The following is an 18,292-nucleotide window of genomic DNA, read 5'->3' as shown; positions in this document are numbered from 1 at the left end:
TATTTTCACAGTAAGTTCTTATTCTTTAAAATTGCAGTAACTAATTAACCAAAATTTTAAATATTTATGAAAAAAATCTGTTTATCATTAGCAGCCCTGCTAATGCTGTTCTCTTGTCAGGAGGATGAAAAATCTACCAACACTGAAGCCAGAATTACTAAAAGAGCTTGTCACACACAAGAAGTCTTTGAAAGACAATTAAAAGAAAATCCGGAGTTGGCAGCCAGAATGAACCAAATCGAAGCCTTTACCGAAAATGCATTGCTACACGAAAGCCGCTTGGTAAATGGTCACATTGAAATTCCGGTAGTAGTGAATGTATTGTACAAAACCGCTGCTGAAAACATTTCGTTAGCACAAATCCAATCACAAATTGATGTTTTGAATGCGGATTTCAACGCACAAAACTCAGATTATAACCAAGTTCCAGCTTTATTTGCCGGAGTAAAAGCCAATGTGGGAATCACATTCGTACTTGATCAGGTAAACAGAAAGTCAACCACCAAAAAATCCTGGGGAACAAACGATGCGATGAAAAAAACCGCTCAGGGTGGAATGGCAGCAGTATCACCAACAACAAAACTAAACTTATGGGTTTGTACCATTGGTGGCGGAATCTTAGGTTATGCGCAATTCCCTGGTGGTGCATCAGCTACTGACGGAGTTGTAGTTGATTCAAGATATTTTGGTGTAACGCCGAACAGTGGTCCGGCTTATCCTTACAACTTAGGAAGAACGGCTACTCACGAAGTAGGACACTGGATGAACTTACGTCACATTTGGGGTGATGCCACTTGCGGAAACGACTTAGTAGCAGATACACCTTCTCACAATACAGCAAACTATGGTGTACCAGCTTATCCTCATTACAGCACTTGTTCAGGTACTCCGGTGGAAATGACCATGAACTATATGGACTATACTGATGACAGAGGAATGTACATGTTTACGTCAGGTCAAAAATCAAGAATGGATGCAATCTTCCTTTCTGGCGGACCAAGATTCTCTTTTGGACAGCCATAATAATTGTTTATATAAATTTGGAAAAACTCGTCTTGTTATGATTAACTAGACGAGTTTTTTTTTACTTTTAGTCAAAATTAAAACTATGGCGAGTTCAAAGACCACTTCAATTATAACTTCAAAAACGATTGCTTTAGGAATAGTTAAAGGAGTCGGAATTATTACATTGGCAGCCTTAGCTTTATATTTTATTTATCAAATTAAAGCAGTGATTGTCTATTTGGTTGTGGCGTTTGTTTTGACCTTAATCGGTAATCCAATCCTTGACTTTTTTAAAAGAAAACTAAAGTTCAATCACATTTTTGCAACCATAGCCACATTAACCATCTTCACCTTAATCATCTTTGGTATTCTTTCGATGTTTATCCCTTTAATCATGGCGCAGGGCGAAAATTTATCATTGCTAAATACTGCAGAAATTGAAAAAAGCACCCTCGAATTAATCAATAAAATAGCCCTGTTTTTAGAAAGCCATGGTATTGATTCTGAGCGCATGTTCAAAGAAGCCAATGTCAGCTCAAAATTAAACTTCAGTTTTATACCCGATTTATTGAATGGCGTCTTAGATACCGTAAGCAGTTTCGGAATCGGATTGGCTTCTGTCCTATTCATTACCTTTTTCTTTTTGAAAGACCGATTGATCTTCATCATCAGCGCTAAAGATTTGATTCCAGATGCACAAGAAGACAAAATTTTACATTCATTTCGCAAAATCAACCTTTTACTTTCCCGCTATTTTATTGGCTTATTGATTCAGTTGTTGATTGTATTTGTTTTGTATCTGATAGTCTTACTTATTTTTGGAGTCGAAAACGCATTGCTTATTGCTTTTTTATGTGCGGTACTGAACATAGTTCCCTACATCGGACCACTGATTGCCTCTGTAGTGGCTGCTATTTTAACGATGTTGGGGAATTTAGGCGGTGACTTTCAAACTGAAATATTGCCGTTGACCATTTATGTAATGATTGGTTTTTGGATTGTTCAATTAATCGACAACAATGTTTCTTCACCAATCATATTCTCTAAAAGCGTGAGTTCACATCCACTGGAAATTTTTCTGGTCGTGTTAATCGCGGGCTATCTTTTTGGGATTGTCGGAATGATTATAGCCATTCCTTTTTACACTATTCTAAAGGTATTTGGTAAAGAATTTTTCCCCGACAACAAAATCGTTAAACTGTTAACCAAAAACATTTAGTATGGATCAATCCATATTGTCTGTCGCGATTCAGGATTTCATAAACGAAAACATCAATACTGACGTCAATCAATTGGCCCTGCAAAAAAATAAATTTCCCAATTCGGATTGGAATGCTATTTTGAACCAAATTTCGGCCAAACAAAGAGCCAAAACCAAGTTGCCAACCTGGTTCAGCACCAGGAACATCATTTATCCTTCAAAGATTTCTGTAGAGCAAACTTCTTCCGAAAAAACAGCGGAATACAAATCACAATTGGTTTCAGGTGAAAGCCTGATGGATTTGAGCGGTGGTTTTGGGGTTGATGATTTTTATTTTGCCAAAAAAGTAAAACAGTTGATGCATTGCGAAATCAACACTGAACTTTCTGAAATTGTAAAACACAACTTTGAGCAATTGAAAGCCGATAATATTCAGTGTTTTTCAGGCGATAGTTATGATGTACTTCAAAACAGAAACGCAGCACTCGACTGGATTTATATTGATCCATCGCGAAGAAACGAAGCCAAAGGCAAAGTTTTCATGCTCAAGGATTGTTTGCCAAATGTTCCTGAGAATCTCGATTTTTATTTTGGATTTGCACCGAATGTAATGATTAAAACCGCACCCTTATTGGATATTACCGCCGGATTGTCTGAATTGAAGAATGTAAAAGCCATTCATATTGTAGCTTTGGAAAACGAGGTTAAGGAACTGCTGTGGATTTTGGAAAAAAATTATACTTCGGTCGTCAAAATCATTGCGGTAAATCTTTTAAAGGATAAAACAGAAGAATTTAGCTTTACACTTGATGCAGAGCACAATCCAACTTATGGTTTGCCTAAAAAATATTTATACGAACCCAACGCTGCGATTATGAAATCAGGTGGATTTGATGTGGTTTCTAGCGGGTTTGGGATTAATAAATTGCATCAGCACTCGCATTTATATACTTCAGATACCTTAATTGATTTTCCCGGACGCAGTTTCGAAATTGTAAAAGTCATTGGTTACCATAAAAATGACCTCAAACAATCACTCGAAAACCAGAAAGCCAATATCACAACCCGAAATTTCCCTGATTCGGTAGAAGTCATCCGTAAAAAATGGAAAATCAAAGACGGCGGAAATCTGTATTGTTTTTTCACAACCGATGCAAATAATAATAAAATAGTTTTACTTTGCAGCAAATTACAATGACAATATGAAGAATCTGTTTTCAGCATTATTTCTTATCCTGAATTTAACCGCATTTGCCCAGAAACCCTGCGAAATTGACAATGACATCAAAGACAGTTTAGGTACTTATAAATCGACCAAACAATACACCGTTTTTGAAAGAAGCTTTGCCGGTAATTCAACAGACATTTTCTTTGCGTTATCCAACAGCAATGGTTTATTGGCACTCGAAACCCAAATCCTGCAGCGCAGCCCCGATTTTATAAAAGCCATGTGTTTTGACAGCACTTCCAAGATTTATTTGCAGTTGAATAATGGTAAGATTGTAACCTTACTTTTTGCCGGTACAGAAAACTGTGGCAATCTGCTGCGTGATGATAAAAATGGCAATAACAGACTGCTTTCGGGAACTTTTGTGTTTTCGACTGATAATTACGAAGATTTAAAAACGTCACCAGTCACTTTTATGCGAATAAAATTTTCAGGAGAAATCATTGATTATCCTTTTAGAACGGCATTTGTTTCTGAAATGGACAAAAAAGTATACGAACCCGAAACCTACTTTATTGATTTTTTAAAGTGTATCGAAAACTAATTGTCGCAACGCCATTTCTGGTTGGACACTTTATCGGCTGAGCTGTTATTCAAATTGTAATGCCACCATTCTGAATCAAAAGACTTGAAATTGTGCTGGAGCATTATTTCCTTAAGAAACTTACGGTTCGCCAAAACTTCCTCCGAAAGATTGAGATAATTATGGCTCGCTTCTTCACCAAAAAAGTCAAATTTTGTCCCCATATTCAATTCTACGCCAAGCGAATCCACCAAAGTGATATCCACCGCGCCGCCTTTATTGTGAATCGAACCTTTTTTAGGATTGGCCACATAATTGGCATCGGGAACGATTTTCCACATCTGCTTTTGAATTGCCAATGGTCGATAACAATCGTATAATTTTATCCTGTACCCTTTTTCGAGAAATGATTTATTGGCTTCCAATAATGATTTAACCGTTTTCACCCGAAGGAAACATTCGGCACACGGATAGACTTTTTCCTTGAGGAAATTATCCGCTGTGGCGTATTTCATGTCAAACACAAAATTGTTGCTGTAGTTCTTCAGGTTGACAAAGGCGTTGTCATCTGCTTCTTTGTTGATATCCAATAAAACAGGTGATTTTTTAGTATCGAGATAGGTGGATTTACAGGATATAAGCAAGCAAACCATCAACAAAAAGGAGATTTTTTTCATAAGCTATACTTCATCACTGGTAAACGTGGTAAAACTTTTCTTTTTATACGGACGAACAATCAATCGCCCTTCGCGGTCAAAACGAATATAATTGTAAACCCAATTGGTAAAAACCACGGCTTTGTTTTTGAATCCGATTAAGGAGAACAAATGGACAAACATCCAGACAAACCAAGCAAACACACCACTGAAATGGTATTTGGGCAAATCAACTACTGCCCTGTTCCTTCCGATGGTGGCCATCGAACCTTTATCATTGTATTCAAAAGGCGTCATAATTGTACCAGCGATTAATTTTACCAAATTCTCTCCTAATAATTTCCCTTGCTGCATCGCCGGTTGCGCCATCATGGGATGACCTTGCGGAAATTGCGGACTTTCCATCGAAGCGATATCGCCTATGGCAAAAATATTGTCATACCCTTTCACCTGATTGAATTCGTTCACGCGGATGCGCTCTACTTTTTCGACTAAGGATTTGGGATCCAAACCTACAATCTTAACGCCCTGAACTCCGGCAGTCCAAATCACAGTCGCCGTTTCAAAAGTCAAATCGGTGTTGGTAGTGATGGTTCTTCCGTCATAATTGGTCACCCGAATGTTTTTCCAGATTTTGACACCCAAATCAGTCAGGAATTTTTCAGCCTCGGCCGAAGATTTCTCACTCATCGTGTTTAAAACCCTGTCGTTGCTTTGAATCAGATTGATTTGCATTTTGGAAATATCCAGATCGGGATAATCTTTCTGAAGAATGGCTTTTTTCATTTCTGCCAAAGCTCCAGCAAGCTCAACGCCTGTAGGTCCGGCACCAACGAGAACAAAATTGATTAACAGATTCCTTTCGGCTTCCTCCTTGATTAAAACAGCCTGTTCAAAATTTTCCAAAATCAAACTGCGGATATTCAAGGACTGAGGAATGGTTTTCATCGACATCGAATTGCGCTCGATTTCCTTGTTGCCAAAGAAATTGGTTTTAGAACCGGTGGCAATGACCAGATAATCATAATGCAAATCACCAATCTCGGAGATAATTTTCTGATTGGCCGTGTCAATTTCCTTGACCGAGGTCAACCGAAAATAGAAGTCGTTGTATTCCTGGATCACTTTCCGGATGGGATACGCAATCGAACCGGCTTCGAGTCCGCCGGTCGCAACTTGATACAGCAAAGGTTGAAATGTATGGTAATTGTGTTTGTCCAATAAAACCACCTGAACATTTTTGTTCTTTAGTTTCTTGGCCAAAGCAATACCGGCAAAACCGCCACCGATAATAACCACACGGGGTTTATTTGACGCTGGAATATTCATAATTGGTTAGCCTTCAGAATAAAAGGCCACATCGCCTTTCCAATTCATAAAACCGCCTTCAAGGTTATAGGTGTTTTCAAAACCCATTTGGTTCATAATCTGACAGGCTTGAGCACTTCTGGCTCCGGCTTTGCAATACACATAATAGTTTTTGGTCTTGTCCAATTCATCTATGGCGTAAATAAATCCCTGACCTTTATAAATATCGATATTAATCGCATTGGGAATAAAGCCATCACTGTATTCATCAGCCGTTCTTACGTCTAAAATTACAGCATTCTGATCTCTGTCGAATTGCGATTTCCAGTCTTGTTGTGATAAATTCATCTAATAATATTTTGTATAACAAATATACTTTATTTAATGTTTTAAAACCCAATAGGAAAACACTAAACTAACACCCTATTTTAAAGTTTAACAAAAAAATAACAGAACATTTGTATATACAAACAATAAATTTGCATTACATTTGTACATACAAATATTGTAAAGGTAATAATGAAAATTGAAGAAATCATAAAGTCGACGGTTGCTATGGATAATGCAAAGAAAGTCATCCTTAACATTATGTATACCCAAAACGTAATTAGTGATAAATTCAGCGAAATACTGAAACCTTATGACTTATCAGGGGAACAATACAATGTTTTGAGAATTCTTCGTGGTCAAAAAGGTTCGCCTGCCAATATGTGTGTCATACAGGAACGCATGTTAGCCAAAAACAGCAACACTACCCGATTGATTGACAAATTGCTGTTAAAGGATTTTGTTACGCGTAAAGTTTGTCCGGACAACCGCAGAAAGATTGAGGTGCTGATTACCGCTAAAGGATTGGCTGTTTTAGCCGAATTAGATCCGAAAGTAACCGAACACGAACAAATTTTCGCTGCTAATCTTAGCACTGCAGAATTAGAACAATTGAATGCATTATTAGAGAAATACAGAAATATTAATTAATCCGTACTAAAAAGTACACACCTAAAAAGAGAAAAATTTATAATCTAAAACTAAATTAATTTACAATGAAAAACTTAAAAACAATTGCAATTGCATTATTAGTAGCTTTCGGAACAACAGTGGCTACAGCACAAACAAAAAAGATTGATGCTTCAAAAAGCACGATCAACTGGGTTGGTAAAAAAGTAACCGGAGAACACAGTGGGACAGTAAATTTCCAAGAAGGAATGTTGATTTTCAAAGGTAAAAAAGTAACTGGTGGTAACTTTACCGTTGACATGACTTCGCTGACTGCTACTGATTTAACCGGAGAATGGAAACAAAAATTAGACGGACACTTGAAAGCGGATGATTTTTTTGGTACTGACAAATTTAAAACAGCTACTTTGAAATTTACTAAAATTGCTGACAAAGGAAACGGTGTATATACTGTAACCGCTGATTTAACCATCAAAGGTGTTACAAACCCAACAACTTTTGATTTGACTGTAAACGGAAATACCGCTTCAACTAAGTTGACCATCGACAGAACCAAATACGGTATCAAATACGGTTCAAAAAGCTTCTTCGATGTAGGTGACAAAGCAATCTACGACGATTTCGAATTAGCTGTAAACTTACAGTTCTAAACAGGGAATCATTGCTATGAATCTCAAAACCTCGAAAATATTTTCGAGGTTTTTTTTATTTTTTGCTTGGAAATTAAAAACACTTAGCTACATTTGTTTCATACAAAAAAGAAAATGAACAACATTTTAAACAATACTTGGTGGTGGAATACTTTACGTCGAACGTCGTGAACTTGTCCGCTATGAGTATATTTTAAAATCTAAATATCCGAAAAAGGCTTGTCAATCACGACAAGCCTTTTTTTTATGCAAAAAATCGAAATATGAAAACCTATCAACTCCATACGCACTTCAAACAAATCCTGGCCGATACCATTACACCGGTGAGTATTTACCTGAAAATCAGGGACAAATTCCCCAACAGCATTTTGCTCGAAAGCAGCGATTATCATACCGCAGATAACAGTTTCTCTTATATCTGCTGCAATCCTATTGCTTCCATCAAGCTGGAAAATAATAACATTGTAAAGTCTTTCCCGGATGGAACTTCAGAAGTAATCGAAATTTCAGCCAATACCAATGTGCCAAAAGTCATCGAAGATTTTGCTTCGCAATTCAAACCACAGAAAAACAATTTCAAGTTCATCAATAACGGTTTGTTTGGCTATATCTGTTACGATGCAGTACAATATTTCGAAAAAATTGAGATTAACAAAAAGGCTAATGATTTAGCAATTCCAGAACTGTTTTATGCTGTTTACCAGAATATCATCGCGATTAATCATTTCAAAAACGAAGCCTATATTTTCTGCCACAGCATTGACAATACCAATAACATTAAGGAAATTGAACAATTGTTGCAAACCAAAACCTTCGCGAGTTATACTTTTACCAAAGCAGGCAATGCAGTTTCTAATTTATCCGATTCCGAATTTAAAACCAATGTGGCTTTAGCCAAAAAACACTGCCATCGCGGTGATGTGTTCCAATTGGTGTTATCTCGTAGATTCTCGCAAACCTTTAAAGGCGATGAGTTCAATGTTTACCGGGCATTGCGCAATATCAATCCTTCACCCTATTTGTTCTTTTTTGATTACGGCAACTTCAAAATCTTTGGATCATCGCCCGAAGCACAACTCGTCATCCATAACAATCATGCTGAAATCCATCCGATTGCCGGAACTTTTAAACGCACCGGTAATGATGAACAAGACGCCGATTTGGCCAAAAAACTATCCGAAGACAAAAAGGAAAACAGCGAACATGTGATGCTGGTCGATTTGGCCCGAAATGATTTAAGCCGCAATTGTACCGAAGTCAAAGTCGAGAAATACAAAGAAGTCCAATTCTTTTCGCACGTCATCCATCTCGTTTCTAAAGTCACCGGCAAATTAACAGGAAGTTCCATGAAATTGGTGGCCAATACCTTTCCGGCAGGTACTTTAAGCGGCGCTCCAAAACACAAAGCAATGCAATTGATCGAAAGTATTGAGAACACCAACCGTACATTCTACGGCGGTGCGATTGGGTTTATGGACTTTGAAGGCAACTTTAATCACGCGATTATGATTAGAACATTTTTATCCAAAAACCACCAACTGCATTACCAGGCTGGTGCCGGAATCGTAGAAAGTTCATCTGAAGAAAACGAAATGCAGGAAGTATATAACAAATTAAGAGCATTGAATAATGCTTTGGAATTAGCAGAAACCATTTAACTTTACACCATCATGAAGATAGCCGTTATCGACAATTACGACAGTTTTACTTATAATCTTGTTCATTATCTCGAAGATTTGGACGGAAAGGTGACTGTTTTTCGCAACGACGAGTTGGAATTAGACGAACTCGAGTCTTTCGATAAAATCCTATTATCGCCTGGACCGGGAATTCCCGATGAAGCAGGATTATTAAAATCCATTATTACCAAATACGCCGCCAGCAAAAGCATTTTAGGTGTTTGTTTGGGACAGCAAGCCATCGGCGAAGTTTTTGGCGGAAGCCTGACCAATCTTGACAAAGTCTACCACGGCGTGGCCACCAAAGTAAATCAAACAGTAACTGATGAATCGCTTTTTACTGATTTGCCCAATGAGTTTGAAGTTGGGCGCTATCATTCCTGGGTAGTCAATGCCAATAATTTTCCCGAAGTTTTGGAAATCACTTCTACCGATGAAAACGGCGAAATCATGTCACTCCGACACAAAACCTTTGACATCAAAGGTGTTCAATTCCATCCTGAAAGCGTGCTCACGCCACACGGAAAAACCATTTTAAAAAACTGGCTTAACGCTTAGTTTGCTGTCTGCTTAACGTCGACGGTAAACTTTTTACGCTGTCGATTCTCGGCAGTTCACTAAAACTAAGTATCATGAAAACTATCTTAAATCGATTAATCAATCACGAAACCCTGAGTAAAGCAGAAGCCAAAGCTGTTTTGGTTAATATCTCTTCAGGGCAATACAATCCGAGTCAAATCGCGTCATTCCTCACAGTCTATATGATGCGAAATATCACTATCGAAGAGCTTTCGGGCTTTCGTGAAGCGCTATTGGAGCTTTGCATTGCCATCGATTTTTCTGCCTACAATACCATCGATTTATGCGGAACCGGCGGCGATGGCAAAGACACATTCAATATTTCAACTTTAGCTTCCTTTGTCACAGCCGGCGCGGGAATTCAGGTTGCCAAGCATGGAAATTATGGCGTTTCATCCATTTCGGGATCGAGTAATGTGATGGAAACTTTGGGTGTGAAATTTAGCAACGACAAAGATTTTTTAACCAAATGCCTGGAAGAAGCCAATATCGCCATACTTCACGCACCGTTATTCCATCCGGCGATGAAAAATGTTGGACCAATCCGAAAAGAATTGGGCGTCAAAACCTTCTTCAACATGCTTGGACCAATGGTCAATCCTTCGTTTCCAAAGAACCAATTGGTTGGTGTTTTCAGTCTCGAATTGGCGCGGATGTATGCTTATTTGTATCAAAACACCACTGTTAACTATTCAATTCTCCACGCTTTGGACGGCTATGATGAAATTTCGCTGACTGCAGATGCCAAAATCATTACCAAATCTTCGGAAAGCATTGTTAATGCTAATGATTTCAATCTCGCCAAATTGACATTTGAAGACATTAAAGGCGGAACGACTATCGAAGAATCGGCTAATATCTTTATCAAAATCATTTCCGGAAACGGCTCCGAAGCACAGCAAAATGTGGTTTGTGCAAATGCCGCGATGGCGATAGCAACCGTTGAAAATACTCCTGTGCTGGAAGCTTTTGCCAAAGCCAAAGAAAGTTTACAATCGGGGAAAGCCTTAGAGAAATTACAAAAACTACAACAAATCAGCCAAACATCATGAACATCTTAGACCAAATCATAGCTAGTAAAAAACGGGAAGTGGCTTTAAAGAAGCGTATTATTTCTATAAATCAATTGGAAAACAGCGATTTATTCAACACTAAAACCAATTCGCTGAGCAAATCGATTATCAATTCACCTTTTGGAATCATTGCTGAGTACAAACGCCGTTCGCCTTCAAAAGCGACCATCAATCATAGTTTATCAGTCGAAGAAGTCACAAAAGGTTACGAAAATGCCGGTGCGAGTGGTATTTCAGTTTTGACGGACAGTCAGTATTTTGGCGGTTCGCTTGATGATTTAATTTTGACGAAAGCCTCGGTAAACACACCATTACTGCGCAAAGAATTCATCATTGATGAGTATCAAATTTTGGAAGCTAAAGCCAATGGTGCCGATGTTATACTATTGATTGCAGCGGTTTTGACTGCAGCAGAAATCAAATCACTTTCAGAATTTGCACATTCTATTGCTTTGGAAGTATTATTGGAAGTTCATAATTTAGAAGAACTGGAAAAAAGCATTATGCCAAGTCTTGATATCATTGGCGTGAACAATAGAAATCTCAAAACCTTTGAAGTGAATTTGCAGTACAGCATGGATTTGGTTACCCAAATTCCGAATGACTTTGTCACGATTTCAGAAAGCGGCTTGAGCAAACCTGAAGACATAAAATTGCTAAGAACTCATGGATTTCAAGGCTTTCTAATCGGTGAAAACTTTATGAAAACGGATAATCCGGGAGCAGCTTTGGAACAATTCATCAATCAATTGAAATCCTAATGGAAACCAAAATCAAAATATGTGGTATGAAATTCCCGGATAATATTCAGGAAATAGCGGCTTTGAAACCTGATTATTTGGGGTTTATTTTCTACGAAAAATCACCGAGATATTTCGAAAACGAGATTCCGCAACTGGACAAATCAATCAAAAAAGTTGGGGTTTTTGTCAATGCTTCTCTGGAATATATTTTGGAGAAAGTCAATCAGCACCAATTGGATTTGGTGCAATTACACGGTGATGAAAGTCCGGAGTTTTGTTTTTTACTACAACTTCACAGACTTAAAGTAATAAAGTCATTCAGTATTGATAACAAATTTATTTTTAATAATTTAAATACTTATAATGATTATTGCAGTTGCTTTCTTTTTGACACCAAAGGAACTCATTATGGCGGCAACGGAACAGCATTCGATTGGCGGATTTTAGAACGGTATTATTTAAGCAAACCCTACTTTCTGAGTGGTGGAATCGGACCAAACAACCTAACCGATTTAAAAACTTTTCTTCAAAAAGACTATGCTAAAAACTGCATCGCCATCGACGGCAACAGTCAGTTTGAAATTGAGCCCGGATTGAAGAACCCGGAAACATTAAAGAAATTTATTCAAAACCTAAAACAACAGCCATGAAATCAAAATACAACGTCAACGAAAAAGGCTTTTACGGCGAATTTGGCGGTGCTTTCATCCCAGAAATGCTTTATCCGAATGTGGAAGAACTGCGTCAACAATATTTATCCATCACTGCCGAACCTGAGTTTCAAGACGAATTTAAAGCGCTTTTAAAGGATTATGTTGGCCGTCCGACGCCATTATACTACGCAGAACGACTTTCGAAGCAATTCAATGCCAAAATCTATTTAAAACGCGAAGACTTGTGTCATACCGGCGCACATAAAATCAATAACACCATTGGACAAATCCTTTTAGCCAAGCGATTGGGCAAAACCAGAATCATAGCCGAAACCGGCGCAGGTCAACACGGCGTGGCCACCGCAACTGTTTGTGCCTTAATGGACTTACAATGCATTGTGTATATGGGTGAAGTCGATATTGAACGCCAGGCACCGAATGTTGCCCGAATGAAAATGCTCGGTGCCGAAGTTCGCCCGGCAAGTTCCGGTTCAAAAACCCTGAAAGATGCCACTAATGAAGCGATTCGCGATTGGATCAGTAACCCTGAAGATACTTTTTATATCATTGGCTCGGTCGTTGGACCTCATCCTTACCCTGACATGGTGGCCAAGTTTCAAAGTGTGATTTCTGAAGAAATAAAAAGCCAGTTATCAGAAAAGGAAAGCAGGGAAAATCCCGATTATGTGATTGCCTGCGTTGGCGGTGGAAGCAACGCAGCCGGTGCTTTCTACCATTTTTTGGATAATGAAAATGTAAAACTGATTGCCGTTGAAGCCGCAGGAAAAGGCATTAATTCCGGGGAAAGTGCGGCAACCTCTGTTTTGGGGAAAATCGGGATTATTCACGGAAGTAAAACCCTTTTGATGCAAAGCGATGACGGTCAAATCACCGAACCTTACTCTATTTCCGCAGGCTTGGACTATCCAGGCGTTGGGCCGATGCATGCTCATTTACACCAAACCCAAAGAGCCGAATTCATCGCCATCACTGACAACGACGCCATGCAGGCCGGAATGGAATTAGCCCAAGCCGAAGGCATCATTCCGGCGATAGAAAGCGCACATGCCTTTGCCGTTTTGAAGCACAAAAACTTCCTGCCTAACGACATTGTGGTAATCAATTTATCCGGTCGCGGCGACAAAGATTTGAATACTTATATTAACTATTTTAAACTGTAATCATGAATCGAATCCAACATACATTATCAAATAAAAATAAAATACTATCTATTTATTTTACAGCGGGTTTTACTAACCTGAACGACACTAAAAGTTTAATAGAAAATTTAGCTCAAAACAATGTCGATATGATAGAAATCGGATTGCCGTTTAGCGATCCTTTGGCCGATGGACCAACCATACAGACGAGCTCTACGCGCGCCTTAAAAAACGGCATGACGACCGCTGTGCTTTTTGACCAATTGACTGCCATTCGAACCACGGTAAATATCCCGTTAATCATTATGGGGTATTTCAATCCGATGCTGCAGTTTGGCATAGAAAACTTCCTCAAGCAATGCCGGGAAACCGGTATTGATGGCTTAATAATCCCCGATTTACCTCTAGAAATCTACCTTTCCGAATACAAAGAACTATTTGAAAAATATGGCATTGCGATGATTTTCCTGATTACACCACAGACTTCAGAAGAGAGAATCCGGTTGATTGATGCCAATTCCGATTCATTTATTTACATGGTCAGCAGTGCGGGCGTAACAGGGAGCAAGGATAGTTTTGACGACAATCAGCTGGGATATTTTGAAAGAATTGCGGGCATGAATCTTAAAAATCCACAGATAATTGGCTTTGGAATCAGTAATAAAACAACATTTAAACAAGCCACAAAACACCAAAAAGGAGCCATTATCGGTAGTAGTTTTATCCAATTTATTTCCAAAAACGGATTGGAGAATATTCAAAGTTTTATCCAAAATATACTTCATGTAAAATAGCATATATATCTGAAAAACAATTTTTTAAATATTCAATATAGATTTTACTTATAGTGACTAATCTGAAGGTGATTTTGAAGTGCTTATAAGGCTAATTACTTAGTTATTAACAATTTGCATTGTTTTTAAAAACAATTTCCTAAATTTGGTTTAGCACTGTCAAAAACAACTAACTTAAATCAAACTGCTATGGGACTTTTTGGTAACAGAGAAAAGAAGATTATTGAAGAACTTCACAAAAAAAGCGAAGACCATTTCAAAGAAATCAGTAAAGAAATCGATGAATTGTTAGATGATTTGAAAAGCGATTATGATGAAAATCGAGAAGTCGTTCGTGAATTTTCTTCCTTTGTGGATGAATTAAAAACAAAACTGAGTCCGGAAGATGCCAAGAAACTGGTGGATTTCTCTTCCAGGCTAACCAAAATAAAGCGTTGTGCCAAAAAAGGCGTGGAAGCCATGCGGGAATTGGCACGTGACCAACGCAAAATCACTCGCGAGACGAGTATGGAATATGAAGAATATATCTATCTGAAATAAAAAACAAAAAGCTCCTGATTGGGAGCTTTTTTTTATGACTATCTCGTAAAAACCAAAGTATTTCCCTTACTCAGATTGGCATCAAAAGCATAGCCTTCGTAATTGAATCCTTTTAAATCGTCAATTGTTTCAGCATTAGTATCCAAAATATAACGCACCATCATGCCTCTCGCCTTTTTGGCAAAAAAACTGATCATCTTGAGTTGGCCATCTTTATAATCCTTGAATTCAGGTGTAATCACAGGCACTTTTAAAGTTTTGGTATCTACCGAGCCAAAATATTCATTACTCGCCAGGTTGATAAACAATTCGCCTTTCTGCAATTCGCTGTTCAGCGTTTTGGTAATGGTCTTTTTCCAGAATTCATATAAGTTTTTACTTTTTCCTATTGGAATTGATGTGCCCATTTCCAATCGGTAGGCCTGCATCAAATCCAAGGGTTTGAGCAAACCGTACAATCCTGATAGGATTCGGAGTTTGTCCTGCATCACATCCAGTTTTTCGACAGGCAAACTGTAAACATCCAAACCTAGATACACATCACCATCAAAAGTATACACCGCCGGTCGTGCATTTTCAGGCGTAAACGGCGTGTGCCATTCCTGATTGCGCTGCCAGTTGAGTTCGGCCAATTTTTCTGAAATGTCCATCAGAGCCGAAAGCTGTTTTGGTTTTTTCTTTTTCAGTGTTCGCTGAATGGTGGTGGCCTGCTTCAAAAATTGTGGTTCCGTACAGATGAGTGTTGGCACCTCTTTTTCAAAATTCAGTGATTTGGCAGGAGATATTACGATTTTCATGTTTTATTCTTTAAGTGACCCAAAAATACAAATTCGACATTGAAAACCATATACGGTAAAATGAATTGTTTCGATGCATCGATTGTTAAATTCGATGCATCAAATTTTCAAATTGGATTGAACCATTGGCAAATCTTATAAATCTTCTACAAAATTTTATAACACCTTAGCTGTGTTATCATTATACATTTGCTATATCCCTAAGGAACAATTACAATCTTTAAATCTTCATGCGTCATGAAAAGAATTATTTTATTTTGCTTTGTCCTGCTTTTGGTATCCTGTAAAAGTAAAAATGCAGCAGTGGTTAACAAATCTTCAGAAATTGTAAAGCCAGTTGCAGTAGAAGTCATCAAAAAGAAAAGAGCCGATGACTTGGGTGAAAGACTATTGGAAACCTGTAACACTTCACGTTTCAGGGCTTTTACCAGTGCGGAAGCCACGGAGAAAGTGAGACAAAATGCCACCAAGGAAAAAATTTCGGCGGTCTGCAAAAAAATAAACCAAAGAAACGGAAGATTCTTAGGGATTGCCCTCATCGATATCACCTACTACCGGAATACCGAAGAATATGTATTTCGTTACAGTATCAATTATGAAAAGAAATATTATAAACGCGAACTGTTTGTAACGGTGAATGCTGAGAATAAGGTTTCTGCCATTTCCACTAAAGAAATTGAACCCAAACCATTGTGAAAATGATGTTAAAGTGATGAAATTCCGCTAAATTGTTGTATCTTGACCCAAGACATAAAGTAAAAGTACAAGCCTTAAAACAACAATTTTATGAATTCATTCTGGGAAAAAATAATCATCCGAACCATCCTTAAAAAAGCAAGGACGAAATCCGGCAAGGAAAAGCACTATACAAAATATGAATTGGCCAAAGGCTATCGCGAGTTCAGCATTTTAGCCAAACGCAACAGCAAGGATTTTGTATTGATTTTGCTAGGGATTTTCTCTGCTTCTTTTGGTTTTAAAGGCTTCCTGCTTACCAACAATTTCATCGATGGCGGTGCGACCGGGATTTCGCTTCTGATTTCCATTTTAACCGATGTCCCGCTTTGGCTTCTCATCATTTGTATCAATATTCCTTTTATCATTCTGGGCTATTCAGTCATGGGCAAAGCCTTTGCCATCAAAACTTCATTGGCCATCGCCGGATTGGCTATTTGCCTTGCAACTGTTACATTTCCGAATGTGACCAATGACAATTTATTGGTCGCTGTGTTTGGCGGTTTCTTTCTCGGTGCAGGAATTGGGCTTTCCGTTCGTGGTGGCGCTGTGATTGACGGAACCGAAGTCCTGGCGATTTATCTCAGTCGAAAATTAGGAACCACCATAGGCGATATCATTGTGGTAATCAATGTGATTATTTTCTCCGCAGCAGCTTACTTTCTGGGAATTGAAGTGGCACTTTATTCCATGATAACTTATTTGGCAGCCTCCAGAACACTCGACTTTATCGTTGAAGGTATTGAAGAATATATCGGAGTGACTATTGTTTCTCCCAAAAACAACGAAATCAAACAGATGATTATTGAGGTTATGGGTCGTGGTGTAACCGTTTACAGTGGAAAACACGGCTATGGAAAACGCGGTGAAACCAAAGAAGTTGACATTATCTATACCGTAATCACCCGATTGGAACTCAACAAACTCAACACCGAAATTGAAAAAATTGAGCCGACAGCTTTTGTCGTGATGAACAGCGTAAAAGACACCAAAGGCGGTATGATTAAGAAAAGACCGCTAAAACATTAACAATGAAGTAAATACTTTTTACTAAATTTGAGTGTTTTTAAAAGTATTCATCATGAAAAAAAACACGCTTTTATTGTTAACATTATTCTCGATTTTGGTTTCGGCTTGTTGTACCACCAAAACAAACCAAGCAAAAACCAACGATAGCAAAACTGCTTTATATGACAATGCCTGGGAACTGGAATACATCTCCGGACCACGCATCACCTTTAACGGATTGTATCCTGATAAAAAACCATACATCATGTTCAAAGATGGCGATAACCAATTCAGCGGGAATACCAGTTGCAATGGCTACAGCGGAACCTATACCAAAAAAGAAAATACCATTAAATTCGGCGATGCCATCAAAACGATGATATTCTGCGAAGGCGGCGGTGAAGAAACTTTTTTGAAAATGTTGGGTAAAGTCAATAAGTTGGCCTTTGACAACGATGGAAAATTACTATTACTTACCGATGACGTTCCGATGATGCGTTTTAAAAAAATTTCCAAACCTCAACAATAATATCTCATGAAAAAAAGTGTATTTCTTTTGCTGGTCTTTCCCTTGCTGCTTATTGGCTGTAAAAAAGTTGACAATGTTGAAATTTTAGGTAAACCGGTAACAGTCGAACCTACACCGAAAGGCAACGAAGAATGTTATTCCTATGAGAAAGACGGTAATTCTATTTCAATACAAATAGAAACTTCCGGAGAAGATGTTTTTGGGGCAATGGCTTATAGTTTGGCTGAAAAAGACAAAAGTGCCGGACTTTTAAAAGGCAAATGGAAAAACAATATTCTTTTGTTGGATTATACTTTCCAATCGGAAGGAACACAAAGCAAGCGTCAGGTTGCCTTTGAATTAAAAGACGGCCAACTGATAGAAGGTTTCGGGGAAATGAATGAAGACGGAACCGAATTCAAAGATATTTCCCAATTGAAATTTAGCCCAACGATGCCGTTGAGCAAAACAGATTGTCCTAAATAATTGGTTCCG

General features: G+C 38.2%; 22 protein-coding genes. 18 read left to right on the top strand and 4 right to left on the bottom strand.

Going from position 1 to position 18,292, the window contains the following annotated elements; genetic code table 11:
- The first annotated feature begins 66 nt into the window (after window positions 1-66).
- From P1K33_RS08630 to P1K33_RS08615, 4 genes are all read left to right on the top strand, one after another.
- Window positions 67-1,023, top strand: a complete 957-nt coding sequence (locus P1K33_RS08630; RefSeq protein WP_284652543.1) for a zinc metalloprotease — start codon at window positions 67-69, stop codon at window positions 1,021-1,023.
- Window positions 1,024-1,108: 85 nt separating this feature from the next.
- Window positions 1,109-2,224 (top strand): AI-2E family transporter, encoded by a 1,116-nt coding sequence (locus P1K33_RS08625; protein ID WP_284652542.1) that lies wholly within the window; start codon window positions 1,109-1,111, stop codon window positions 2,222-2,224.
- A 1-nt stretch (window position 2,225) separates the two neighbouring features.
- Window positions 2,226-3,404, top strand: coding sequence for a THUMP-like domain-containing protein (locus P1K33_RS08620; RefSeq protein WP_284652541.1), 1,179 nt, complete (start codon window positions 2,226-2,228; stop codon window positions 3,402-3,404).
- 4 nt (window positions 3,405-3,408) lie between these two features.
- Window positions 3,409-3,978, top strand: coding sequence for a hypothetical protein (locus tag P1K33_RS08615; protein WP_284652540.1), 570 nt, complete (start codon window positions 3,409-3,411; stop codon window positions 3,976-3,978).
- Here the strand turns inward: P1K33_RS08615 and P1K33_RS08610 are convergent.
- From P1K33_RS08610 to P1K33_RS08600, 3 genes are read right to left on the bottom strand one after another with little or no spacing between them, the layout of a single operon-like run.
- A complete protein-coding gene (locus P1K33_RS08610; protein ID WP_284652539.1) occupies window positions 3,975-4,634 on the bottom strand; it encodes a M15 family metallopeptidase in 660 nt (219 codons plus the stop codon). The genes P1K33_RS08615 and P1K33_RS08610 overlap by 4 nt on opposite strands.
- A gap of 3 nt (window positions 4,635-4,637) precedes the next feature.
- Window positions 4,638-5,942 carry an NAD(P)/FAD-dependent oxidoreductase gene (locus tag P1K33_RS08605; protein ID WP_284652538.1) on the bottom strand — a complete coding sequence of 435 codons (1,305 nt, stop codon included), beginning with the start codon at window positions 5,940-5,942 and terminating at the stop codon, window positions 4,638-4,640.
- Window positions 5,943-5,948: 6 nt separating this feature from the next.
- On the bottom strand, window positions 5,949-6,269 hold the full coding sequence (locus P1K33_RS08600; RefSeq protein ID WP_284652537.1) for a rhodanese-like domain-containing protein: 321 nt from the start codon (window positions 6,267-6,269) through the stop codon (window positions 5,949-5,951).
- A 171-nt stretch (window positions 6,270-6,440) separates the two neighbouring features.
- Here P1K33_RS08600 and P1K33_RS08595 point away from each other — a divergent pair, with 171 nt between their 5' ends.
- The 10 genes from P1K33_RS08595 (at window position 6,441) to P1K33_RS08550 (ending at window position 14,749) form a co-directional block, all read left to right on the top strand.
- Window positions 6,441-6,899 carry a MarR family winged helix-turn-helix transcriptional regulator gene (locus P1K33_RS08595; RefSeq protein ID WP_284652536.1) on the top strand — a complete coding sequence of 153 codons (459 nt, stop codon included), beginning with the start codon at window positions 6,441-6,443 and terminating at the stop codon, window positions 6,897-6,899.
- Between the two features lie 65 nt (window positions 6,900-6,964).
- Complete coding sequence (locus P1K33_RS08590) at window positions 6,965-7,528, top strand: YceI family protein (protein WP_284652535.1); 564 nt, start codon at window positions 6,965-6,967, stop codon at window positions 7,526-7,528.
- Between the two features lie 263 nt (window positions 7,529-7,791).
- Window positions 7,792-9,186, top strand: coding sequence for an anthranilate synthase component I family protein (locus P1K33_RS08585; protein ID WP_284652534.1), 1,395 nt, complete (start codon window positions 7,792-7,794; stop codon window positions 9,184-9,186).
- Between the two features lie 9 nt (window positions 9,187-9,195).
- Window positions 9,196-9,765, top strand: coding sequence for an anthranilate synthase component II (locus P1K33_RS08580; RefSeq protein WP_372508221.1), 570 nt, complete (start codon window positions 9,196-9,198; stop codon window positions 9,763-9,765).
- 74 nt (window positions 9,766-9,839) lie between these two features.
- A complete protein-coding gene (trpD, locus tag P1K33_RS08575) occupies window positions 9,840-10,838 on the top strand; it encodes an anthranilate phosphoribosyltransferase (protein WP_284652532.1) in 999 nt (332 codons plus the stop codon).
- Entirely contained in the window at window positions 10,835-11,620 is a 786-nt protein-coding gene (trpC, locus tag P1K33_RS08570; RefSeq protein ID WP_284652531.1) for an indole-3-glycerol phosphate synthase TrpC, read from the top strand. Before trpD ends, trpC begins: the two co-directional genes overlap by 4 nt.
- Window positions 11,620-12,252: a phosphoribosylanthranilate isomerase gene (locus tag P1K33_RS08565; RefSeq protein WP_284652530.1), complete on the top strand. Its 633-nt coding sequence runs from the start codon at window positions 11,620-11,622 to the stop codon at window positions 12,250-12,252. Before trpC ends, P1K33_RS08565 begins: the two co-directional genes overlap by 1 nt.
- Window positions 12,249-13,436, top strand: a complete 1,188-nt coding sequence (trpB, locus tag P1K33_RS08560; RefSeq protein WP_284652529.1) for a tryptophan synthase subunit beta — start codon at window positions 12,249-12,251, stop codon at window positions 13,434-13,436. The genes P1K33_RS08565 and trpB overlap by 4 nt, the downstream gene beginning before the upstream one ends.
- A gap of 2 nt (window positions 13,437-13,438) precedes the next feature.
- The gene (gene trpA, locus P1K33_RS08555) at window positions 13,439-14,209 is read left to right on the top strand and encodes a tryptophan synthase subunit alpha (protein WP_284652528.1); all 771 of its coding nucleotides are present in this window, start codon (window positions 13,439-13,441) and stop codon (window positions 14,207-14,209) included.
- A gap of 189 nt (window positions 14,210-14,398) precedes the next feature.
- Window positions 14,399-14,749, top strand: coding sequence for a hypothetical protein (locus P1K33_RS08550; protein WP_284652527.1), 351 nt, complete (start codon window positions 14,399-14,401; stop codon window positions 14,747-14,749).
- A 38-nt stretch (window positions 14,750-14,787) separates the two neighbouring features.
- Here P1K33_RS08550 and yaaA read toward each other — a convergent pair whose 3' ends face one another.
- A complete protein-coding gene (gene yaaA / locus P1K33_RS08545) occupies window positions 14,788-15,546 on the bottom strand; it encodes a peroxide stress protein YaaA (RefSeq protein ID WP_284652526.1) in 759 nt (252 codons plus the stop codon).
- Window positions 15,547-15,783: 237 nt separating this feature from the next.
- Between yaaA and P1K33_RS08540 the strand changes: the two genes are divergently transcribed.
- From P1K33_RS08540 to P1K33_RS08525, 4 genes are all read left to right on the top strand, one after another.
- Complete coding sequence (locus P1K33_RS08540) at window positions 15,784-16,242, top strand: hypothetical protein (RefSeq protein ID WP_284652525.1); 459 nt, start codon at window positions 15,784-15,786, stop codon at window positions 16,240-16,242.
- 90 nt (window positions 16,243-16,332) lie between these two features.
- Window positions 16,333-17,310 carry a YitT family protein gene (locus P1K33_RS08535; RefSeq protein WP_284652524.1) on the top strand — a complete coding sequence of 326 codons (978 nt, stop codon included), beginning with the start codon at window positions 16,333-16,335 and terminating at the stop codon, window positions 17,308-17,310.
- A 52-nt stretch (window positions 17,311-17,362) separates the two neighbouring features.
- Entirely contained in the window at window positions 17,363-17,818 is a 456-nt protein-coding gene (locus tag P1K33_RS08530) for an META domain-containing protein (protein WP_284652523.1), read from the top strand.
- 6 nt (window positions 17,819-17,824) lie between these two features.
- On the top strand, window positions 17,825-18,283 hold the full coding sequence (locus tag P1K33_RS08525; protein WP_284652522.1) for a hypothetical protein: 459 nt from the start codon (window positions 17,825-17,827) through the stop codon (window positions 18,281-18,283).
- Window positions 18,284-18,292: the final 9 nt, after the last annotated feature.

Source organism: Flavobacterium terrisoli, assembly GCF_030167905.1.
Taxonomy (GTDB): domain Bacteria; phylum Bacteroidota; class Bacteroidia; order Flavobacteriales; family Flavobacteriaceae; genus Flavobacterium; species Flavobacterium terrisoli.
This window is presented reverse-complemented; position numbering and strand designations above follow the sequence as displayed.

Bases quoted from the DNA above. Each gene is read 5' to 3' on its own strand.
- P1K33_RS08630 (WP_284652543.1), top strand. From the start codon at position 67: ATGAAAAAAATCTGTTTATCATTAGCAGCCCTGCTAATGCTGTTCTCT.
- P1K33_RS08625 (WP_284652542.1), top strand. From the start codon at position 1,109: ATGGCGAGTTCAAAGACCACTTCAATTATAACTTCAAAAACGATTGCT.
- P1K33_RS08620 (WP_284652541.1), top strand. From the start codon at position 2,226: ATGGATCAATCCATATTGTCTGTCGCGATTCAGGATTTCATAAACGAA.
- P1K33_RS08615 (WP_284652540.1), top strand. From the start codon at position 3,409: ATGAAGAATCTGTTTTCAGCATTATTTCTTATCCTGAATTTAACCGCA.
- P1K33_RS08610 (WP_284652539.1), bottom strand. From the start codon at position 4,634: ATGAAAAAAATCTCCTTTTTGTTGATGGTTTGCTTGCTTATATCCTGT.
- P1K33_RS08605 (WP_284652538.1), bottom strand. From the start codon at position 5,942: ATGAATATTCCAGCGTCAAATAAACCCCGTGTGGTTATTATCGGTGGC.
- P1K33_RS08600 (WP_284652537.1), bottom strand. From the start codon at position 6,269: ATGAATTTATCACAACAAGACTGGAAATCGCAATTCGACAGAGATCAG.
- P1K33_RS08595 (WP_284652536.1), top strand. From the start codon at position 6,441: ATGAAAATTGAAGAAATCATAAAGTCGACGGTTGCTATGGATAATGCA.
- P1K33_RS08590 (WP_284652535.1), top strand. From the start codon at position 6,965: ATGAAAAACTTAAAAACAATTGCAATTGCATTATTAGTAGCTTTCGGA.
- P1K33_RS08585 (WP_284652534.1), top strand. From the start codon at position 7,792: ATGAAAACCTATCAACTCCATACGCACTTCAAACAAATCCTGGCCGAT.
- trpD (WP_284652532.1), top strand. From the start codon at position 9,840: ATGAAAACTATCTTAAATCGATTAATCAATCACGAAACCCTGAGTAAA.
- trpC (WP_284652531.1), top strand. From the start codon at position 10,835: ATGAACATCTTAGACCAAATCATAGCTAGTAAAAAACGGGAAGTGGCT.
- P1K33_RS08565 (WP_284652530.1), top strand. From the start codon at position 11,620: ATGGAAACCAAAATCAAAATATGTGGTATGAAATTCCCGGATAATATT.
- trpB (WP_284652529.1), top strand. From the start codon at position 12,249: ATGAAATCAAAATACAACGTCAACGAAAAAGGCTTTTACGGCGAATTT.
- trpA (WP_284652528.1), top strand. From the start codon at position 13,439: ATGAATCGAATCCAACATACATTATCAAATAAAAATAAAATACTATCT.
- P1K33_RS08550 (WP_284652527.1), top strand. From the start codon at position 14,399: ATGGGACTTTTTGGTAACAGAGAAAAGAAGATTATTGAAGAACTTCAC.
- yaaA (WP_284652526.1), bottom strand. From the start codon at position 15,546: ATGAAAATCGTAATATCTCCTGCCAAATCACTGAATTTTGAAAAAGAG.
- P1K33_RS08540 (WP_284652525.1), top strand. From the start codon at position 15,784: ATGAAAAGAATTATTTTATTTTGCTTTGTCCTGCTTTTGGTATCCTGT.
- P1K33_RS08535 (WP_284652524.1), top strand. From the start codon at position 16,333: ATGAATTCATTCTGGGAAAAAATAATCATCCGAACCATCCTTAAAAAA.
- P1K33_RS08530 (WP_284652523.1), top strand. From the start codon at position 17,363: ATGAAAAAAAACACGCTTTTATTGTTAACATTATTCTCGATTTTGGTT.
- P1K33_RS08525 (WP_284652522.1), top strand. From the start codon at position 17,825: ATGAAAAAAAGTGTATTTCTTTTGCTGGTCTTTCCCTTGCTGCTTATT.